This window comes from Algibacter amylolyticus, from assembly GCF_014202225.1.
Classification (GTDB): domain Bacteria; phylum Bacteroidota; class Bacteroidia; order Flavobacteriales; family Flavobacteriaceae; genus Algibacter_B; species Algibacter_B amylolyticus.
This window is the reverse complement of sequence record NZ_JACHGE010000002.1, coordinates 451,573-474,471: the sequence shown is the minus strand read 5'-3', so window position 1 is coordinate 474,471 and position 22,899 is coordinate 451,573. Positions and strand designations below refer to the sequence as shown.

Below are 22,899 nucleotides of genomic sequence, written 5' to 3'. Positions count from 1 at the left end.
TAAGACCTCTAGTAATTTAGTATTCATGTATATAACATTAAAAACCATGTAAAGATTTAAGTTTACATGGTTTTTAATGAGGTTACTCTATAGTTTCACAATTTTAGAAACACTTCTTTTTCCATTGGCTTGTAAATCTAAAATGTAAGTTCCGGATTTTAAATTTTCGCCATAGCTACTTAATCCTAAACCAAACACACCTTCTTCTATTTTGGCTCCTAATATGCTGTAAATTTTATAAGACACAGATTGCTCGTTGGATTTTATATTAAATGCTCCTTTTGAAGGGTTTGGATATAATGTTACAGAGTTTAAAGTGTTATGTTTTTTTGCACTTAACGTCGTGGCTGCTTCTAATTCAGCTACGGTATAACTAGAACTTGTTTTTCCAAAAACTAATTTGTCTATTAATAATCCATTTTCTCTTGCTCCTATTTGAAACGTAACAGTTAGTGCTCCAGGATTTACAGAGTAGTTCCAATCTGTACCTGTAGCATGATAATTAGATACATTTACCCATTTCCATTCTTCAAGAATTTGCCCGCCTACATTATCTCCAGTAACAATATCTGTAGATAAAGTGTGTCCCGTCACGTCTAGTTGATTAATGTTTACCCAATAACTACCATCATCTACAACATTACTTCCAACGGCTCTAGGGGTAAAAAAACTATCGTCGTTATTACCAGCGGCACCAACGTTAAGTTTTACGTATAAATCATAAGTATCTGCTTCAGGAAAAGTTAAGCTATAAGTAATCACTTTAGTGTCGTTTCCAGGGCTTCCACTTGCAGCTAAATCTGTTGTTGGGTACACATAAGTAATAGATCCATCGGTTCCTGTAGCATAATCGCTTCCTAATGTACCAGACTCAGCTTCTACAAGAAATGGTTCTGTGGTTTGAGCATTAACAGCTGCAAAACTTAGCGCTAATAAATAAATAGTTAATGTAATTTTTTTCATGATTTTTAGTTTTAAATTAGTTAGACTTAATTTTTTAGGACAACTAAATAGTTTTACAAATACTAAAAACATGTGCTTTTTATGTGGTGTAAAACACCTGCTTATATAAAAAAACATTTAGTTGGTTTTGTAAAGTAACCACCATTGCGTTATAATAATGGGGTGTAAATCAGTTAAAAAACGGGTTGAAAACAACTTAAAAGGAAATTTATTGATTAGGCTAGATCTAGTAATAGCAAGGAACGAGACAAAACTTGTCTTGTAAACTTAATTTTTTATTACAACCATAAAAAAAGCACCTCTTTGGAGGTGCTTTTTTAAGTAATTAATTTTTTATAGCATGATCGATGGGTATGTTTTCACCAGACCATATTTTCTTTTGTGTCCATGGTTTATAAGCATCTGTCCAAAATACATCGTTAGCAGGTAAACCGAGTACTAAAAAAGCTTCGGAACATAAATACAAGCTCCCTGTAGAAATATAACCTTCTCCAATATTAGGTTGATGTCCATACAAACCAATTTGCAACCAACCCTTTTTATCGAAGGTACCAGGTGCATTTATTTGATTATGAATCATGGTATAAAAAGCTGAACGTACTTGGGCTGGTGCTACGTTTTTAGGTAGTTGATTCCAAAGTGCGACTTGCGATAATAATTGAAACGCACCAAAACGATAAGCTAAAGAGCGCCCTATTGGCGGATAGGTACCATCGGGAGAAATTAACCGTTCTTGTATAGCTGCATAGCGTTTTGCTCGATTTAATGCCGTATCAAAATCTCTTTTGTAGTGTTTATCTTTTTCAATAACTACGTTTAAAATATCCAAAATCATTGGCTGAATTACAAAACTATTGTAGTAATCCCAATGGAAGTCTGGACCATCACCATACATACCATCTCCTAGATACCATTCTTTATGTTTATTTAAAGGGTAATCTAAACGCATCATGTCTGCACCCGCATCAAACTTTAATAAAGCAGCTTCAATCATTCCAGAAAAAAGCAACCAATTACTATAATATGGTTTTATAACGCGTGTAGATTTAAAAGCTGTTAAAACATTTTCCTTTGTTTTTTCATCTAAAGGTTCCCACAGTTGTTTTGGTGCTCTAATTAAAGCTTGTGCTAAAAAAGCAGCATCCACTAAAGGCTGTTTATCGTTATTAAAATTCATAAAATCTGGCGATTCTGGATTGGTAGCATTTGCAACACAAACCTGAGCCATTTTAATATATTTAGCTCTTAACTTACCTTCTTTGGTAGTATCTGGTCCTAATTCTAACCATGGTGCCATACCAGAAAGCAACCTTCCAAATGCCTCTAGGTAGGTAACGTGTTTGCGGTCGTCCCAAGCGCCAGGAGATTTTTCAACAGGCATTTTTACTTTTAATTCATTTTTACTTAACGCTGTTAAAACCGGATCTCCAATTTTTATTAATGAAGAAACTAAAAACTCCCGCACCTCTTCAGGCGATTCTTTTTGCGCATAACTCGTGTTGAAACTTACCACAGAAATTGTGAAAATGAGAAACGCATATTTTATTTTATAGCTCATCGATATTAAAGTTTATAGATTTATTTTTTGTTTGAAATACAAGATATACTTAAAATATTTAAGCTTTATTAAACTTAGTTAAAGATTAAATACATGTACGCAAAAAGGCTATCTATACCCGATAACCTTTTTAGTTAATTAAAAAATACTTTAGTGTTTTATAACTAGTTTTTTTATGGTAACTCGGTCTCCCCGCTTCAACTTAAGCATATACATTCCTGTTGGTAATTGCGAAATATTAACAGTGGCACCTTTAGTATTTTCAATGCTTTGGTTTAATAACAATCTGCCATTCATATCATAAAATTTAGCCGTTGTTATTTGGTTATCGGTTTTAGCAAAGCTGAAATTTAAAACATCGTTTGCTGGCATAGGCCAAACAGAAAGCCCTTCAATACAATTATTTTTGCAAGCTTCTACCGATAATATTTTGTTGTACAAATTAGCAATAGCTTCTGGAGTTAAGGCGTAATTATAAATTCTAAAATCGTCGATACTTCCATTTAATAAAGGATTACTACTAAACTGACTTTTGCCTATATAATTAAACAGTGGTTTAAAGTCTATTGGTCTTGCTGTTATACTGCTTGATTCATCAATTAAAGCCCCATTAACATAAAGTCTAGATACTGTTTCCCCTAAGGTTACAGCCACATGAACCCACTCATTTTCTGGTAAGGCTTCAGTAGCATCTAATGTTTGCAAACCATTACCATTATTAATACCAAAGCGTAAATATCCTGTTCCAGAATATGGAGACATGTACATAAATTCATTTTGATTATTACCAAAATCGAAAATACGTTGCCAAACATTACCACCACCCCAATTTAACCAAGTAGCCACAGTAATTTCGCTTTGGTTTGCAATTTCTGCTGGTAATTGTAAATATGTGTCTGAGCCATTTAAAGTTACTGATTTTGATCCTACCTCGCCAGCGCTGTAAGTCACTGCTCCGGTATATGAAGCGTGATTTAAATTAGCGGACTTATCGGTAATAGTATCCTCAAACTCAAAGTGTGCAACAAGCGCATCGTTTCCTGTAGCTATTGCAGAAACTTGGTTGGAATACTCTGATTGATTTAACGATTTATCAATCGCTTTAATTTGATAGAAATAGGTAGAACCTGTTGTAATTGTATTATCTACAAACGAGGTTGCTAATACATTTCTAGCAATAGTACTGTATGGTCCTCCTGATGCTTCTGCTCTAAAAACAGTGTAACCAGTAACATCATTTTCAGGGTTTGTATTCCAGTTTAATAAAATAGATTCTTCTTGTGCAGTAGCCACTAAATTAGCTGGAGCTGCCGGGGCATTAAACTCTACCGGTGCGTCTATAGGAATAAATCGCCATTGCTGACTATAACCATTCACGCCGGTTTTTTTCTCCCATTGGCGAACATTTGCATTTTCGGAAGTTGCTGCGGCATCTAAGAATTTCCCACTAATACGACTGCCAATATAAAACCAGCCATCTTCAACATATTCAATAAACCATTGTCTATTTAAACTGCTGCTATCTTCATAAGAAATAACATTACCATTATTTTCAAGGTTAGAAGCATCAACAGCCATTTTTTTGTTAGTACTGCTTCCTAATCCAATTTTATAATAACTAAAATCGCCACCAACATTGGCAGGAACCGCACTCATTTCCCATTGCTGATAACCCTGATCGCTATCTGTAGCAACTTCTAAATTCGCTCCATTATTGGCAGAACCATTAGCAGTTTGTATCACCTTTCCGCTTTCTCTATTTACCAATTTATACATACCGCTAATGGCTGGTTGTATATCAGCGCCCCATTGAATATTAATAACACGTTCGGCATTAGGTTGATTTTGATGATACCCGGTACCACCTGGAACTTCTATAAAAAATTCTCTTTGCGGACCATAACCATCATAATAAACCGCTCTATCTGTAGATATAAATTTGTAAGATGTAGCCGTTGCTTGCCTTTCTGATGCACCAAGAAAAGCCTCAACTTTACCATCGGGAGTTCTATAAACCGACGCGGCTGTCCAATTAGGACGGTGTTCTGCATACCCTAACCTATCGCCATCTGAAGCTTTTACAAACTGCCCACCTGCAAACTCTGGTGTTCCCCACCAAATTCCCATTTGTGCGCCGTACTCCAACCCAACCATGGACTCAATAACGTTATGCAACTCATCGTTACTGGCATATAAACCATCAGTTCTTACCGTTTGAAAAAAGGTGGCATAACTATTAAAAGTCCCTGCTAATTGGTGCGTATTACCTTCATCTAATGTTGGTTTTAAAAAGGTATACCAAGGCAATGCTTGATCTGCATTTAAAGTACTAGACGAAATACGAACACCATCAAGCTCTGGTAATTTGCGTAATTCTGTATTTAAATCGGCACTAAATTGTTTATCACCATTACCGTATGAGTTTCCTAAATCGCATTCATTACAAGGTGAAACCGAAATAACTTCATGTCCCGCTTCTTCATAATATGTTATTGTTGCCGCTATGTTTGCCGCCCAAGTAACGGGGTTATAATTGCCTTGCGTTCCAAAACTAGAATCTACAGACAAACGCACACTATTCATGGTAAGTTGCATGGGTCTGCCAAACAAATCTATATATCCCAGACGCTTATCTATAAGCGCTTTAATATCCGGATGAAGCTCGCCATTAACCAAAGGTTTGTCTGTAAAATAAGAGACACGAACCACATCAACGTTATCTGCACCCATAAAAGCAATACCGCGTTTCATGTTTTCTAAACTTGCCCAAGCTGTATCTAATCCCCAAACCATGGAATTAGAATCGCCCGGAGCACTTACGCTATAAAGCAAATTTCTATCGGCATCGGGTTGAACTTCTATATGACTACTTGTACTTATTTGTGCGTTGACCTTATGAACTCCCATTGCGAATAGCAAAAAAAGTCCTGTTAGAAAGCGGATTTTTATCATAATATTAATGTACTTTTTTAGTTTAGTTGTGGTAGTGTTTTTTTAATATGAAAAGTGTCTAAAACCTAACAAGTATTAGGCTACATAGTTATTTTTCAATCGTACTAATTCCTGTTAATGTTGGTTTAACCGGAATAATACTGCCATCGGGATTAAAGGTTAATTTATCAATACATACTTCGCGATTAAAGCCTGCCGCATCACCCATATTAATGCCGTTAGGACGATTAAAACGATGATAAACAATATGCCAAATATCTGTATCTGGTGTTTGTATTACGCTATTATGCCCTGTTCCATAAAGGCCATCTTCTGGTCGTTTTTCTAAAACAATATTGTTTTCTGGAATATTTAATGGCCCTAAAGGACTATTTGAAGTAGCGTAACGCACTCTGTAATTTGGACTTCTTGTATCGTCCTCAGACCACATAAAGTAGTATTTACCATTGCGGTAAAACACTTCGGTTCCTTCTCTAAACGTACGGCCTGGGTTAAATATAACTAGAGTGTTTTTTTTAACCGAAACCATATCCGGATTAAGCTCTACACCAGCCATATAGCTATTACCCCAGTACAAATAACTTTTACCCGAAACTGGATCTGTAAATACATCTGGATCAATTTCTTGACCGCCCTTTACACCTTTTGGTCGTTCTGCTATTAAAGGTTGTCCAGAATCTTTAAAAGGACCTGTTGGAGTATCGGAAACAGCAACGCCTATTTTTTGAGCCGCGGTAAAATAATAAAAGTACTTATACTCGCCATTTATCTTCTTTTCGATAGCTGCCGGTGCCCATGCGTTTCTATTGGCCCAATCTACATCTTTTTCTAAATCTAAAATAACGCCTTCATCGGTCCAGTTTACCAAATCTGGGGAAGAAAATGTTTTAAAGTACGTACCAGACCACCCCGTAAAGCCATCGCTTGTTGGGTATAAATAATACTTTTTTGTTTTATGTGAATAGATAATTTCTGGATCGGCATAAAAACCATCTAGAACAGGATTGTTATTTTTTTCAGCTGAAACCTTATACGTTTTAGTGCGATTACCTGTTGAAAATGTATACGATAAAGGACCAGCAGAGAAATCTTGCGAACCTTCGGGAGTTACGCTAATACCTGGTGTTAATTCAAATTTAGGATCTAAACTTTTAACATTAGCATTTAGTTTTAGCGGAAGGAAAACACTAAGATTTTCATCATCGATAACCACATTGTTTTTTTTAACATGCTCTGTATTGTAAGACACAAATGCACTTTTACCTATTTTACCCCACTTGTTTAAAAGGGCTTTTTCTTCTTTTTCGGTTATAGGAAGGACCGTACCATGACGCGGATGAAAATTCATTGAAATGGCATCATCTACCACAGAGAAACTTTTTAAATCTGTACTTTTTGTAAATTGATATTTACCAGAACTATACATATCATACATTAAAATAAAGGCATCAGAATCTATCAATTTAAAAACGCTAGAACCTTCAACAGGTTTTTTGGTAACATTCATAAACCCTTCTAATTCTTTGTAACCACTAGTTAGGTTATCTGAAACGGCTTGCATAATGCCTTTTTTAGATTCGTCTTCATTCTTAAAAAACAAATGGTATTGTCCATCTTTAAAAATAATATCACCATCAATACAAGCGGCATTTGAAGGACTAAAGTACAGCTGTTTTGGTGTTGTTTTTAAGCCTGTAAAATCTTCGTTTGCATAGGCATAGTAAATAATATCTGGGTTGTTACCCGTTTGCATAGACCAGTACACCATGTATTGCTTAGTTTCTTTATCATAAATGGTTTGAGGTGCCCAAACACGATGGATATCGCCAAATTCTTCAGGGAAAGTTTCTGGTATATTTATTACGGTAGAGGTCCAATTAATTAAATCTGTAGATTTCATTAATATCATAGCATAATTTCTCCATCCTTGCTCGGTAACGTATAAATCTGTAACTACCATATAAAACGTTTTGCCATCTTCGCAACGTAAAATATGAGGGTCTCTAACGCCTCCTGAGGTACTTATAACTTTGGAGTCTACAATGGGTTCGTTATTGTTAAGCGCGTAATAATTATACCCATCTGAACTTAAGGCATACCTAATTGCTTCTTCCCCAGGACCATTACCTGTAAAATAAGTGAATAGGTAAGATTTATACTCGCTTGAACTTCCCGCACTTTTACAAGATGTAAAGCAGGCCATGGTTAAGATTAGTGATACGTAGGTAATCACTTTTTTAGTTTGGTTTTTCATGTTTTAATACTTTGATATTTTATAATTCAATACAGATTTTTCTATTATTACTCGTTACTTTCAATATATCTATACAGTTCTGAAGCCGCTAATAAAAAAGCCCCCACTCCAAAATCTGCTGTAGAATTAACATCTACCACTTGCCCAGGAATCGCCCGTTCACCAATAGGCTGCACATAACCTACTGTTCCGTTAGCCTGAAGGGCTGTTTTACTTAAATATTCCCAACTTTTTTTAACAACAGGCACATATAGGTTCTCGTTTAAAATACCGTTGTTAATGCCCCATAAATAAGCATATGTAAAAAAGGCTGTTCCGCTAGTTTCTGGTCCTGGAGCATGCGCTGGATCGAGAATACTACGTGTCCAATATCCTTCTGGTTGTTGCGATGCTTTTAAAGATTCAGCCATAGCCTGAAAACGCTTTATATAATCGTCGCGATATTTACTATTGGCAGGTAAATCTTGTATAACTTTTGCTAAACCAGCAAAAACCCATCCGTTGCCACGTGCCCAAAAATCCTTTTTACCATTAGCACTTTTGTGTTTTGGATACACATACTTTGCATCGCGGAAATATAATTTCGCAGTGTCATCGTACATAATGCTATTTGCATAACTTAAATATGTGTTTAGCTTTTCTAAATACAAGGAATTTCCGGTTACGTTGTAAAGTTTAGTCATTACTGGCATTACCATATAAAGTCCATCGGCCCACCACCAATAATCGTTTGCAGGAGTACTCATTTGGTATTCCATAACTTCGATAGCGCGTTTTATTTTTTTTGGATCCTTTTGCCCTTCTAAATTGTAGATATCTATATATGTTTGAAAACAAATTTGCCAATCGCCAAAAAGCACATAGTCATCACTTTCCCCATATCTATATTTCCACGCTTCTTTATTAGTAGATTTAGCACCTTGATATTCATTTTTTTCGGCCCAAGCTATAGAATAATCTAAAAACTCTTGATTACCAGTTACCTTATAAGCCTCTATATTACCGGTGTGGTAAGCCGCGGGATTCCAAAACGCACGATCTTGTTCGGGATGCGTTTTTTGCCAATTTTGGTTTACTTTATTAATCATAGAAACAACTTCTATTTTGCTAAAATTAATCGCCATGTCTTCCTTGGACTTCTTTTTGCAGCCTACTAAAAACATAGACACTAAAAACACACTTGTAAGAGCTATACGTTTTTGATTCATTTTATTTAATTCATTTTATTATTTCGGCTAATAACACAGGTTGTAATAGCTTTTTTTGGTAACACAAAATCTTGCTTTGGGTGTATCGATACCGTTTTTTTTAAGTTGAAACCCTCATCACCAGATGTCACATAAAGTTCCATAACATTAAAGTCTTTTGGCACACCAGAAAGTGCTATAGTTTTGTTATTTTCATGCGGATTTACAAGTACAACTACAATCTCATTTCCTGAGATATAAGCGGATTCCAAAATACCTTTAAGATCTTCTTTTTTAGATGATTTACCCAAACGAGAAACTTCAATACGTTTCATTTTAGGAGAAATAAATCTTGAATAATTACCTAAAGCCCAAAGCATTTTAGACTCGTAATACGAACCTCCATATTTATTTTTATCGATATATATTAAGCCATCTTTATAATTATACGGACTTATTGCCAACCACCAATGCCATGCCGAAGCATTTGCTATTACTAGGTCTGAATGAATTACCCGTGCCATATAAAGCGCTGCATCCATTCCTAAATCGCGACCGTTGCCTTTAATTTGTTTGTTGTTTTCTAGTATGCAATACTCCGTCATCCAATATTCTAGATGTGGATTTGTATTGATTCTATTTTGATTTAATAGCGTTCTGCTTTTAACGGCGTTATCTAAATTATAGGTAGAAAAATAACTATGCCCTGCTATTTTTTGAGCCATTGATTTTAAATCTCCAACATAACCTTTCGAGTCTTTATTGAAAAAATAGTCTATTTGATTACCTCTATTGGCATTTTCACCGTCGGTGTATAAGGCATTAATTTTACCAGCTTCGGTAAGCTCTATTTTTGATGAAATATTATTATTTATAAAAGCCTTGTCTATTTCTAGTGTAGCACGGTACAACTCACTATTATTCCATGGACTACCTTCTTGGTTACAACATTTCCATTCCCATTGTGGCTCATTAAATGGGCTTATATAATTAAAAGTTACTCCCGTTTTATTAGAAACACCTTTAACAACTTCTACCAAAAAGTTAGCATAGGATTTATAGTTTGTATTCGCCAAGTTTGATGAAACACCATCTGCAGACCAAGCTTTTCCATTTTTAGTTAGATGTACTGGTGGACTATTTACAAAACCTATAAACGTTTTAACACCATGCTTTTTGGCCGCATTTAAAAACCATAATTGCCCTGATTGTTTATCCCAATTATAACCACCATTTTCTAGCAAAAAAGATTCTGCTCTACGCCACTCATCTTTAATCTTGCTAGTATCGCCTTGTTCCGCACTTCCTGCTCCAATATTAAAGCGCCACGCGGTTAAACCAATACCTTCTGGACTTCCATCTGCTTTTTTTGTTGTACCAAACAAAAGTTTAGCGATGTGTTCCTTTTTTTCTTCGGGCCAGTGCTTACCCACAAATTGCGTTGACCAAGCATCAGAAGCACCAAAGTTTTGAATGGTTTGATACGTTTTGTTTGTATTTAATTCAATTTTTAAAACAGTGTTGGCATTAGTAGTTTGACTTCTACATTCTAAACCCCTTAAAATAAAACATGCAAATATGCACCAGAATATGGTTATTGGCTTTGTATGTGCATGTGATTTTTTCATTTTTGGTAAATACAACTACATTTAATAAAGCAACGCTGTTACTTTTAATAAAAATCCGATTTAAAAGTTATGACTAAGCTTCTTACTTTTTACTAAAACTAGTAACCCCTTCCTGAGGAATTACTGTTAGCTTATTTCCCTTACTATCAAAGTTTAAACTATCTATAGCAATTTCTCTTAACAGGGTATCATCGTTATCTTTAATGCGGTGGTATAAAATGTAATCTTGATTATTTTCGGTAAACACAGTATGGTGCCCTGGTCCTAAAGTTGTAGCGTCTTTTGATGTGGATAACACCGGGCTATTTTCGCCTTCGGTCCATGGTCCGTAAGGTGTATCGCCAACGGAGTAACGTACCATATACGTTTCGTCAATACATTTCCCTTCAGAATACATTAAGAAATACTTATTGTTTTTCTTCAGCATAAAAGGCGCTTCAAAATAATGTGGTGGTGTAATATCTTTAATATTTTTTTCATCAAAAGAAACCATATCGCTATTTAAAGGCACAATAAAACAGTGACCGTTCTTCCAGTTTAAGCCGGAACCCCAATATAAATACGCTGTACCATCGTCGTCGATAAAAGCTTCGGCATCAATCATATGATACTCAGGAAACATATCGCCTTTAATTAATGGCGAATTGTCTGCTTTGGCATTTTTCCAAGGCCCTAAAGGATTCTCGCTAACGCCAACCCAAATTTCGCTTCCTACAGAAACATACATGTAAAATTTATTATTGGCTTTTATAACTCCAGGAGCCCAAACTCTACTGCTAGTAGACAATTCTGTTTGACAAGCCTCTAGAGTTGGCCAATTAATTTTTTTGCGTTCCCAGTTTATAAAATCTTCAGATTCAAAAACAGCCAGTTCATCGCCTCCCCAAGGGTCGATGGTGGCATAAACGTAATATTTACCATCATTTTTAATTAATGAAGGATCGGCAAAATGCCCTTTAATTACTGGGTTTTCTATTTTAACAATCTCAGCTTTTACCGCTAAATCTTCTTTTTTTTGCTTACAACCAATAACGGTTAATCCCAACAAAAAGATTGATCCTAATATTAGGAATGCAACTTTATTTTTATTCATTTTATTCATCATTTAAAAAGTGGGTACAATTAAAAAAGTATATTCATAAGTGTCACTAAGCAACTTATATTCTTGGTGTGTTTGCGCTCCCCAACTGGTATCGCCACCAACACCCATTTGTTTGTAATCTATATTTAAAGCGGTTAAATCTCTTTCTTGCACATCTATGGTATGGCGGTTAGTTACAATATCGCCATCTCGCTGTCTACCATCGGTACGCTCTAAAGATTCAAAATCTTCCATAATGGCATGGTGTGCGCTAAAATCAATTGTTGGGAATCCATAAATTTTAATTCCCTTATTACCACTGTTTTTTAGACTCATCCATCTTACATCACTTTTATTGCCGTTTTCTTGCGGACGGATGTATGCCCAATTAAAATCTTTAACTAAGCCAGAATACACACCTATTTTTGCGCCTGTTTTTCTATCTAAATAGCTTTCGTAAGGCCCTCTACCGTACCAAGACACATTATTAAATTCTTTTAAAAGCTGAATACTTAAGCCTATTCGTGGTAAGTCTGGTAAATCCTTCTTTACCTTTTCAAATTTGTTATTCATTAAAATAGAACCATCTCTTTTTATAGTGTAGTTTATTTCGAACTTGGCTATAATTTCATCGGCTTTATTTTGCAAATTATATTTTACGGTAACTATAGCATTTCCATTTTTAACATGCTCGGTTATACTAGACAGTGTTCTGTTTTTAGTAACGTGTCTCCAAACTCTACTTTTCTTATCGAGGTTATTACCAAAATCGTTATCGATTGGAGCTCGCCAAAAATTAGGCGTAAAACCTTGCTGATTTTTAATGATGTTTTTACCGTCTTTAAAACTTAAATCGACTAAAATCCCAGACGCCTTATTAAACATAGCACTAACATTATCGTTATTAACTTTAATAGCCGTTTCGCTTACTTCAATATTAAGTTTTGAGGCTTCTTTTACAGTAAAATTAGGCTTAGGTGTATGTAAAACAAATTGCTCCCACGCTACTTCATGGCCTTTTTCTAAAACACCTTTTGTGTCTTTTGTTAAAGCCGAAATAGTTAGTATAAGTTCTTTGGTTTTATCGAAATCTGTTGGTGTTTTTATAGGTAAAATAGCTTTTTCTGAAGGCAACGCAGGTACAGAACTTATTGTGTTTTCGAAAAGTATTTCGCCATCTAATTCGAATTTATACTTGAAATTGAAATCACTTAAATTCGTAAAATCGAAGTTATTTTGAATTTCGTACTTATCTGAAACTTTTTTAAACTTAAGGTTTTGATACACCTTTTTAACTTCCCATAAATGAGGTTTTGGCTCGCGGTCTGGATTTACTAATCCATTTAAACAAAAGTTACCATCTGAAGGTACATCTTCTGGTCCGAAATCGCCTCCATACGCCCAATACTCTGTTCCATCGTCGGTTGTTTTTAGTAATCCTTGGTCTACCCAATCCCAAATAAAACCACCTTGCAACACAGGATATTTTTCTATAACATCCCAATAATCCTGCAAATTCCCAACGCTATTCCCCATGGCATGCGCATACTCGCACATAATATAAGGGCGATCAGTATTGTTTTCGGCATACCTAATTAGGCTGTTAATACCCGGATACATTGGGCAAACAATATCTGTATTTCTATTTTCGCCTGCTTGTTCAAATTGTACTAAACGAGTGGTATCCCTTTGTTTTATCCAATCGTAAGCATCATAAAAAACCTTACCGTTTCCGCATTCGTTTCCTAAGGACCAAATAATTACCGACGGAATATTTTTATCGCGTTCCACCATATTTTTAACACGATCCATGTGGGCCGCTTCCCATTCTGGTAAATACGCCACGTGTTTACTTTTATCAAATGGTGCCTGATTTGTAGCACCTAAACCATGAGATTCAATATTGGCCTCATTAACCACATACATACCATAAACATTAAATAGTTTGTAAAAGGCCTCCGGTTGTGGGTAATGCGATGTTCTAACGGCGTTTATATTAAAACTTTTCATGGTTTTAATATCTTTAAGCATGGTTTCTTCATCTACATAATGCCCCGTTTTTTCATGATGCTCATGCAGATTAACACCTTTAACCAAAATAGCTTTACCATTTACTAGTAACTGTCCGTTTTTTTGTTCAACGTTTCTAAAACCAACTTGCGTTCCTATACGTTCAACTACAGTATTTTCATTATTCTTTAATGATAATACCAAATGATATAAATAAGGGTTTTCGGCATTCCATGATTTTACATTTTTAATGTGTTTTTCAAATTGAATAGTTTGGCTATTAATCGATTTTTCTTCATTTAAAACCGCTTTACCATCGGCATCAAATAATTGAAATTGTACAGACCCCTTAATAGTTTGTGCCGCTTCAGAAACTTTAACCTCAAGGTTATATTTTCCATCTTGATAATTGTTTTCTAGACTTGCTTTAGACCAAAAATCTTTAAAATGAATCTGTTCTCTGGTTAGTAAATAAACATTTCTAGTCATTCCGCTTAATCTCCAAAAATCCTGATCTTCAATATAACTAGCATCCGACCATCTATAAACCTCGACAGCCAATTGGTTTTCACCTTCAACAAGATATTTGGTAATATTAAATTCGGCAGGTGTTTTACTGCCCTCGCTATACCCTACTTTTTGACCATTAACCCAAACATACATGGCAGAACTAACGGCACCAAAATGTAGAATTACCTCTTTATTTAAGGCCGCTTTAGAAATATTAAACGTTTTACGATACGAGCCAACAGGATTATAATGCGACTGAATTTTAGGTGGTGTTTTTTCGTGAGGATACTTTACATTGGTATAAATAGGAATATCGAAACCTTGCATTTCCCAGTTACCTGGAACGGTGATATCTTTCCAATCGGAAATATCATAATCTTGTTTAAAGAAATAAAACGGTCTTTCTGAAGGCGAGTTACTTAAATTAAACTTCCATACACCGTTTAATGATGTATAAAATTTTGAATTGGAAGCATTGTCTTCCATTACCTGTTCAACAGTTTCAAAAGGGATAAATGAGGCTCTAGGCGCTTCTTTATTAATATTGAAAACTTCGGGATTTTCCCAATCTTGCGTGGCTTTTTCTGTAAAAGCAACACCTTCATATTTATGATTTGTAGAACATGCATAAATAAGAACTAGAGGTAACAGTAAATATTTTAATTTCATTAATTTTAATTTATAGGTTATAATCCTTTAAGAGCTAAACAGTATTAGAAATTTAAATAATGGGACAAAAAAGAAAATGTTACTTCTTTTTTGCCCGCATTAAACTAAAACAAACAACTAATCACTATTTTAATTTTTTCTGAATTCTATTTTAGTAATGTTGGTTTTGGACCTTTGTAGGACGATTTTAGTCCGCCAAAATCGATAACAACCTTTTGTATTACCATTCCCGGATTACCAGAAATAAGCTTTAAAGTATGTTTGCCCGGTTTAGAGACTAATATTTTACTTGTATTAATTGATGCGTTTCTAATAACGTTTTCTTTCCAGTTAAAGGAGTATTCCTCTGATGCTGTGGTTTCCCAATTCACCATACTATTATCGATTTGCACGCCATAAGCAGTTCCATTTTTCTCATCTTTTCCAAAAACAGGTAAAGCATAAGTATGTACGGTAACGTAACCGGCGTTTTCTGAATAAAAATCGTATTCTACACTTGCATTTCTCCAGCCTTTATCTACAATAGTACCAAGTTGAACACTGTTACCTGAATAACCAAGTTCTTCGATAACCTGCACATTCATGCCATGTTTTTCGATTTTTCTAGAGAATTGTGATGGATCTATAGACACCACACCATTATCCTCAACGTAAAGAACATCTAATGCTTGGGCTGTTAAATCTGGGTTATGAATGGATAGGTGAATGTTCTCATTATAATCTCCGGCAGAAACTAGAATTTCGCCAGTTACATTGTCACCCTTAGGCGCTTTATCCCAATCTATGCTAACTTGAATGGTTTCTTGTGTGTTAGTTTTTCCTTTTTTCTTATTTAAAAGAATCCAAGAATTCATAGCCTTTGCTTCCCATTTTAAAGCGTTTTCACCTTTATTATAAACCTCAATACTATGCGATTGTTTGGTGAATTTGCTAAACCTAGGTAATACATTTACTTGGGTTGCAGATGCGCCACTAGGAATAAAAATGCCCATTTTAGCTTGTTTAGGAACCTCTATTGTTTCGGTTGGTGGTAATTGTATTTCTGGTAACCTTCCTGGAGCCGTCATAATACCCGTCCATTTTCCGTTTTCTAAACCATTATAATGTGCGGTAATATCTGTTAAACGCTGGTCTAAATTTTTAACCGCTTCAACCAAATTATTTGTAGCCGCTCTGCCCTGTTGAGCGTACCAACGGTTTTTTTGCGCTGCAAGCATTTTTTGATTTTCTAGAGCCGCACCAACTACTGGATAATACACCAACTGGTAAAAAGTAGATTTATATGCTTCTGGCAATGCTTTATGCAGGTTTTCTGCCTTCTTAGCAATTCTTTCGTATTCGTTATAACGATTTTCTGCTTCGTTGTAATTAGCTAAAGAAAACTCGGTATCCGAAATGCGCTCTTTAGCATCCAAACTGTTCCATCTCCAATCCCAACCCATATATTCTGGTTTACGCTCGAACCCTAAACGGAAATAACTGTTATAAATATCTTTAAAATCGGCTTGGTATTCAGCTCCAAAAATAGAGGCTAAAAAGGTGCTGTTATAATCTGGAATGCTATTGTAAGTAACCGAGTTTATATCCCAAGCAAGGTCCAAGAAAAACTGCATACCTAATTCGCCTGGTTTAATATCACCAACATTTAGCAACCAATAACGGTCTGCTCCATTTTGGTAGGCTTTAAACATTTCCTCATACATTAAAGCTGGAGGCGTAGTGTTTAACCACAAGTAATCGTTAGGTTCACCTAAATAAGAAATATGATAATAAACACCAGCGCCACCTTTACGCTTAGCTTCATCCTTATTACTTAGTTTTTTAATATATCCAAAATTATCATCTGGCCAAACTATAGTAATATCTTCAGCCAATTTCATACCACTTTTATAGATGTCTAAAACTTCTTTATACGGCACAAATATTTGAGGAATTTCATCGCTTTCCTTTTTAATATACTTGGTTAATATATCTCTTTCGGCATCGATAACCTGCTCTAAAACATTAGCTTTTGTATAGCCTTCTGGAACATCTTTCATCCCTGTATCGTGGATACCACGTATACCTACGGTATAAATATTTTCGTATGGTGCGGCTTCTTTTACACGACTATCTAAAGCGGCTAAAACACCATCTTTATTACGAACATAATCCCATGCGCCGTTAATTTTTTTATTCCATTCTGTAGTGTTGTTGTACAGTAATGGTTCTGCATGACTACTGGTCATCATGATTGCAAATTTATCTGCAACTACTTTATTTTCTGGGTATTTAAAAAAGGCACCCGTAACCTCGTGCATAGCAGGAGCTAGCATGTTTGCTTTTAAGCGAAGAAGTAACTCGCAAACTTTCTCGTATGTGTTTGGACCAATATCATTTATTTGTGGATCCATTAACTTTGAAGCCCAAGGTTTTAATCCCCAATCTTCATCGTTTATAAATACACCTCTATATTTTACAGAAGGTGCTTTAGATGTAAAATTAATATCGGCAATATGAAGTTCTTTACTTTTTACTGTAGGCACATCTGCCCAATAATACCACGGCGAAACACCTATGGTTTTAGATAGTGTGAAAACACCATAAGCAGTACCTCGTCTATCACTACCCATAATAACCAAAGCTTTATCTATACCTGGTAATGGATTTTTAATGGTTTGGTAAGCGTATTGTTCCCAAGTACCTGATAAATTTGTAGCATTTACTTTTCCTGTTTTTACTAACTTATCTATTAATTTACTTTGGCCAAGTGTACCAATTATAATGGCATTTTTAGCTTTTGGTGTGTTGGTTGTAACTATGGGTAATTTACCTGTTACGCGCTCTATATCTTTAGATAATAATTTTGATGCAATACGTACAACTTCAAAATCGGAAGCATCATAATAAATAGTAGCACTCGAATTGCTGTTTACTATAGAAAAACTACTTGATTGATTATTATTTACATTGACTACGTTTAATTGTGCATATACAGCATTAAAGCCTAACACCATTAACAAAAGTAAAAGATATAGCGGTTTAGTTTTCATTTAAAAAAAGTGGTTTAGTCTAGTTTAGTAATTTTAAAAAAAAGCCGTTGTTAAGCCTGTTATGCATTAACAACGGCATTTTTGAGTTTTATTCAGCTCCAGGATAGCCTGGGTTTTGTTTTAATACAGCTCCACGATTTCTTTCAATCTCATTAGCTGGAATTGGCCAAAGATTATAAGTTTCTTTCATGCCTTGCTCTACATAATAAGGATTAAATCGAGACACACGATCGTATAGTAAACCAAGACGCATTAAGGTTAACCTTCTTTTTTCTTCTAGTCCTAATTCGCGCATGCGTTCATCTAAAATATAATCTATTGTTACATCTCCTGGCGAAACTGGTGATGCATTTGCGCGATCTCTAATTACATTTATATCTTGAGCAGCTAAACCAGGGTTAGAATCTGCTAAATAAGCTTCCGCTCTTAATAAGTATGTTTCTGCCAATCTTAGCATATATTGATCGGTATAAGTACCACCTGCTGCCGCCGATAGCGAAAATGTATCACTATTGTTATACAAGCCATCTGGATGATTAAAAGGCGTAGTTGCCTTAGTTTGGTATGCGTAAATTGCTCTACTAGGAACTGTATATCCTTCTTGAGGATTTTCAGTAGATACGATTTCAGCTTCAAAAGGTGCTCTGTTGGCTACATATTCTCGAACAAAATTTTCGTTAGAGTTTCTAATATCGTTTACAAAATCTGGATTGCTGCTATCGCCACCCCAAATTGTATTACTAAAATATGTTGTAGAAATCATCCAACCTATACCTCTTCCTCCTGAATAATCACCTACAGGCCAATTAAACGGTGGCCTTCTTCTATTGTCTGCCGGATCGATAAGTCTTACATCTCTAATTAATGGCCCATGATGTCTTTCTAACATATAAGAACCGCCCTTACTTCCAGATTGTAAGCCACCACCTAGAACATCCAACTCAAATTGAATAACCCACAGACCTTCAGTATTTCCAGAAGTCCTATTTTGATTATTTGTTCTAAATAAATCCCAATAAATATTTCCAGGTTCGTTTGCACGTGAGCCAAAACGTGTACCTCTTTTCATTAAATCTGTAGCAGGATCATTAATAACTACTGATGCTGCTGTAATAGCTTCGGTATTTTTTCCTGTCGATATATAAGTTTCTGCTAAATAATGATAAGCAACTAAATTATTTAGTTTACCATCTTGTGCCTCTGCTATTTTTGGTAAATTTTTTGAAGCATAATCAAAATCTTCAATAATTTGGTCTAAAACTTGTGATTTTGGTTGGCGCGTAAAATCTACTTTAGGAGCCGTTATTTCTTCAGTTATTAAAGGTACATCTCCATACAAATAAACCAATGAGCGATAAGAAAAGGCTCTAAAAAATCTAGCTTGAGATAAAATATCAATGGCTTGTTCATCTGTCAAGTTAGAGCTCCCAACTCTATTAATAACTGTGTTTGCTTCAGAAATGGTTTTATACAATAGATTCCAATGAACTGTTGCTATTTGTCCAGAAGGGTCGTAAGCGGCTTCCATTCTACTATGTCTTTGAGATCCATTATTTTCGCCATCGTAAACAATATCTGTTCCATATAAGAAATCGAAAGGACGATTTTCATCTCTATTAAAATATTGTCTTCTTACTAGATAGTATAAGTTACTAACAGACGCATTAAAGTCTTCGTAAGTTATGAAGGCACTTTCTGATGTTAGTTGGTCTAATGATTCTTCTTGTAAAAAATCTTCATTACACGACCAAAAAAGTGAAATTATTGCTGTAAATATTATTATTTTTTTCATTTTAGTTTTTTTTTTAGAAAGATAAATTAACACCTAAAGAATATCCTTTTAATACCGGTCTTCCTCCTGAATTCATAGCCTGACCTGTTTCTGGATCCCAGCCATCCCATTTTGTCCAAGTTGCTAAGTTTTTTCCGCTTACATAAATACTTAAATCTGAAAGTGCTAATTTTTCAACTATAGATTTACTAAATTTATAACTAAGATTTACATCTTGTAAACGTACAAAGCTTCTATCCACATATCTTGTACCTCCAACGGCAGGTCTAAAATACGATACCGGATTTACGCCATCTGGGTTAGTTGGTGTCCAGAAATCTATTCCGCTAATGTAGTTACGCATAATGGTATTACTGTCTCTATAAAGCGCATTAGTGTTAGCCCCTAAATATTTATTTTTACCTCCTTGAATGGTGTTTAAAAACACATTTAGTGTAAATTGTTTATAGCTAAAAGAATTTAATAAACTGGCTCTAAAAGCAGGGTCTGTTGTTCCTATTATTTTTCTGTCGCCTGCAGGTGTAATACCATCAACACCATCTTGATCTACAATTCTATGGGTACCCGGGCCATATCCATCCGGAATATTTTCTTCTCCAAGTTGATAGATACCATCAATTTCATAGTCGTATATTGCATTAATAGACTCTCCTATAAATAGCCCACTAGATATTAAGTCATCCTCTATACCATCCTCATCTTCATCTTCGCCTGTTAGCTCTAAAATTTTGTTTTCATTTTTAGAAAATGAAATAGTAGATGTCCATTTAAAACTATCATTTTTAACAATATCGCCTACTAAGGCAATTTCAATACCTTTATTTTCCATTTTACCAACGTTGGTATTGATACCATCAAAACCTGTTAAGTATGGTATAGCAACTCTAAACAAAAGATCGTCTGTAGTGTTTTTATAGACATCAACACTACCTTTTAACCTATTACTAAATAAACCAAAATCAAGACCAACATTTAATCCTTTGGTTTTTTCCCATTTTAAATCTGCATTTGCTAAAGAAGTAACTTCCTGACCAAAAGCCGTACTACCACCATCGCCAAACACATAAGAGTCTACGGTTTTTAAATTAGCTAAAGATGTATATCGACCTGTCTGATTTCCATTTATTCCATAACCTGCTCTTAATTTTAAGTTGTTTACTACATTAGAGTTACTTAAAAATCCTTCGTTAGAAATTACCCATGCAAATGCTCCTGTTGGGAAATATGCGGTTTTATTATTTTCGGCAAAACCTGAGTACCCATCTTTACGAATTGTTCCTGTTAGTATATACTTTTCATCAAACTTATAATTAACTCTAAACATTTGATAGTTTAGTTGATCTTTAAAAGCCGATGATCCCGTTTCCTGTATACCTCCTATTCCTAAATTATTGTATCCTAATCCTAATCGGTCAAAGTCTTTCGCATAAGCAGAAGTCCCTTCTCCTTCGCGCTCCATAGCACCATACAAGTAAGTTGCCGTAAGATTATGTTTACCAAAAGTTCTCTTATAAGTAAGTATATTATCTAAGGTATAATCTTTATAAAAGTTTACATTTTTCCCTGCGTCACCTGTGTTACTAGCAGAGTATTTACTAGAACCATAAGTTTTAGAGATTCTGTAATTGTTACCAAAATTTACACGATAAGATAACCCTGGTAGGAAAGGGAATTTAATTTCAGAAAACACATTAGCGAATAAGTAATCATGGCGCTCGTAATCCTGTACATCATAAGTTAAAAACGGATTTGAATCCAGTGTACCTGTAGGGTTAGCTATAAGATTTCCTTCTTCATCGTAAGGTTCTAACAATGGAGGTGCAATAGCTAAACTATATAGTGAAGGTTCATCTCCATCCTTATTAACAAACGAACCAAAAGATTGAACCCCTACAGTCCACCAATCTTTAACATCGGTATCTACATTTATACGTATACTTTTACGTTTAAATTTATCATTAATTATATAGCCCTCTTGTTCGGTTAACCCAAGAGATAATAAATAACTTACCTTCTCTGAGCCTCCTGTGGCACTTACTCGGTTTTCTTTTATATTACCTTGCTTGGTTCCTTCTCCCCACCAATCAAAATCTGTATCAACTAAATTTCCATCAGATATTATCTGATCAATTAAACCTGTAGTTATATCATAATTAGGATCTAAAGTAGTATAATCTGGAGCTAAATAGGCATCTTGATAATTAATACGCCTAATATGATCTATATATTCATTTCTATTCATAGGTCTTAAATCCTCTGATGGTGTTTGAGTAGTATATGAACTTGAAAATGAAATTTTAGGCGTTTGATTTCTTTTACCGCTTTTGGTGGTAATTAAAATAACACCGTTAGCAGCTTGTGCTCCATAAACAGCAGTAGAACTCGCATCTTTTAAGACATCGACAGATTTAATATCATCTGGATTAATGGACGATAAAGATCCATTGTATTGAATACCATCAAGAATAATTAAAACATCTTGATTCCCAGAAATAGAAACTTGTCCACGAATACTTATAGATGGAGTGGAACCTGCACTATTTACTTGTCCAATATTTAATCCAGGAACAGTACCTTGTAAGGCTTGAACCGCATTTGTGTTTGGAGAATCTTTAAAAGCCTCAAGATTTGCACTAGAAACAGAACCCGTTACATCGCTTTTCTTTTGTGTACCATATCCAACAACCACCACTTCATCTAGTAAAGAAATATCTTCTTTTAATTGAATATTTATGGTTTTTTGGTTGTTTACTGGGATTTCGAGGGTCTCAAAACCAATATACGATACTACAATGGTGCTAGAACCATTGGCTTGTATATTGTAAACACCATCAAAATCTGTTACTGCTCCGGTTGCTGTCCCTTTTACTATTATAGTAGCTCCTGGTATGGATTGTCCATTAGCATCGGTTACTTTACCAGAAACTGTAATATTCTGGCCCATTGCAGTAAAAATGCCCAGTCCAAAAAAGATCGCAATTAGAACGCTTTTTTTATTAGACAGAGAAAAGCATTTCAATAATTTTTTCATAAGTTTAATTATTAGTTAGTTTAATTAGGTTTTTGTAATTCTGCCGTTACAAAGCAATTGGTTTAATATTAGTAAAAAAAGATTAAGTACTAATAAAGTGGTGAACCAAAAATAGCACAACAACATGACATTACAAGTGTAAAACTAACACTTACATTACAACTTAACGCGGTGTAAATCGGTTAAAAAACGCCCTTAAAATGACTCTTTTAAGAAACCAAAACCCAATAAT

At 34.9% G+C, this 22,899-nt stretch carries 11 protein-coding genes; all 11 read right to left on the bottom strand.

Annotated elements, in window-relative coordinates; all coding sequences use genetic code 11:
* Positions 1–87: 87 nt before the first annotated feature.
* The 11 genes from HNQ90_RS07090 to HNQ90_RS07040 all read right to left on the bottom strand — a co-directional run bounded on the left by HNQ90_RS07090 (position 88) and on the right by HNQ90_RS07040 (position 22,580).
* Positions 88–963 carry a T9SS type A sorting domain-containing protein gene (locus tag HNQ90_RS07090; RefSeq protein WP_172625899.1) on the bottom strand — a complete coding sequence of 292 codons (876 nt, stop codon included), beginning with the start codon at positions 961–963 and terminating at the stop codon, positions 88–90.
* A 325-nt stretch (positions 964–1,288) separates the two neighbouring features.
* The gene (locus HNQ90_RS07085) at positions 1,289–2,521 is read right to left on the bottom strand and encodes a DUF2264 domain-containing protein (protein ID WP_144117168.1); all 1,233 of its coding nucleotides are present in this window, start codon (positions 2,519–2,521) and stop codon (positions 1,289–1,291) included.
* A gap of 150 nt (positions 2,522–2,671) precedes the next feature.
* Entirely contained in the window at positions 2,672–5,473 is a 2,802-nt protein-coding gene (locus HNQ90_RS07080; RefSeq protein WP_144117167.1) for a LamG-like jellyroll fold domain-containing protein, read from the bottom strand.
* A gap of 88 nt (positions 5,474–5,561) precedes the next feature.
* A complete protein-coding gene (locus tag HNQ90_RS07075) occupies positions 5,562–7,727 on the bottom strand; it encodes a glycoside hydrolase family 43 protein (RefSeq protein WP_241678385.1) in 2,166 nt (721 codons plus the stop codon).
* A gap of 47 nt (positions 7,728–7,774) precedes the next feature.
* Positions 7,775–8,935 (bottom strand): glycoside hydrolase family 88/105 protein, encoded by a 1,161-nt coding sequence (locus HNQ90_RS07070; RefSeq protein WP_144117166.1) that lies wholly within the window; start codon positions 8,933–8,935, stop codon positions 7,775–7,777.
* A 5-nt stretch (positions 8,936–8,940) separates the two neighbouring features.
* Positions 8,941–10,542: a glycoside hydrolase gene (locus tag HNQ90_RS07065; protein ID WP_144117165.1), complete on the bottom strand. Its 1,602-nt coding sequence runs from the start codon at positions 10,540–10,542 to the stop codon at positions 8,941–8,943.
* Between the two features lie 82 nt (positions 10,543–10,624).
* On the bottom strand, positions 10,625–11,635 hold the full coding sequence (locus HNQ90_RS07060; protein WP_144117164.1) for a family 43 glycosylhydrolase: 1,011 nt from the start codon (positions 11,633–11,635) through the stop codon (positions 10,625–10,627).
* A gap of 12 nt (positions 11,636–11,647) precedes the next feature.
* Positions 11,648–14,812 carry a beta-galactosidase, LacZ type gene (gene lacZ, locus HNQ90_RS07055; protein WP_144117163.1) on the bottom strand — a complete coding sequence of 1,055 codons (3,165 nt, stop codon included), beginning with the start codon at positions 14,810–14,812 and terminating at the stop codon, positions 11,648–11,650.
* A 146-nt stretch (positions 14,813–14,958) separates the two neighbouring features.
* Positions 14,959–17,844 carry a glycosyl hydrolase 115 family protein gene (locus HNQ90_RS07050; RefSeq protein WP_241678384.1) on the bottom strand — a complete coding sequence of 962 codons (2,886 nt, stop codon included), beginning with the start codon at positions 17,842–17,844 and terminating at the stop codon, positions 14,959–14,961.
* Positions 17,845–17,932: 88 nt separating this feature from the next.
* Positions 17,933–19,636 (bottom strand): RagB/SusD family nutrient uptake outer membrane protein, encoded by a 1,704-nt coding sequence (locus tag HNQ90_RS07045; RefSeq protein WP_144117162.1) that lies wholly within the window; start codon positions 19,634–19,636, stop codon positions 17,933–17,935.
* A gap of 13 nt (positions 19,637–19,649) precedes the next feature.
* Positions 19,650–22,580 (bottom strand): SusC/RagA family TonB-linked outer membrane protein, encoded by a 2,931-nt coding sequence (locus tag HNQ90_RS07040; RefSeq protein ID WP_144117388.1) that lies wholly within the window; start codon positions 22,578–22,580, stop codon positions 19,650–19,652.
* Positions 22,581–22,899 lie beyond the last annotated feature (319 nt).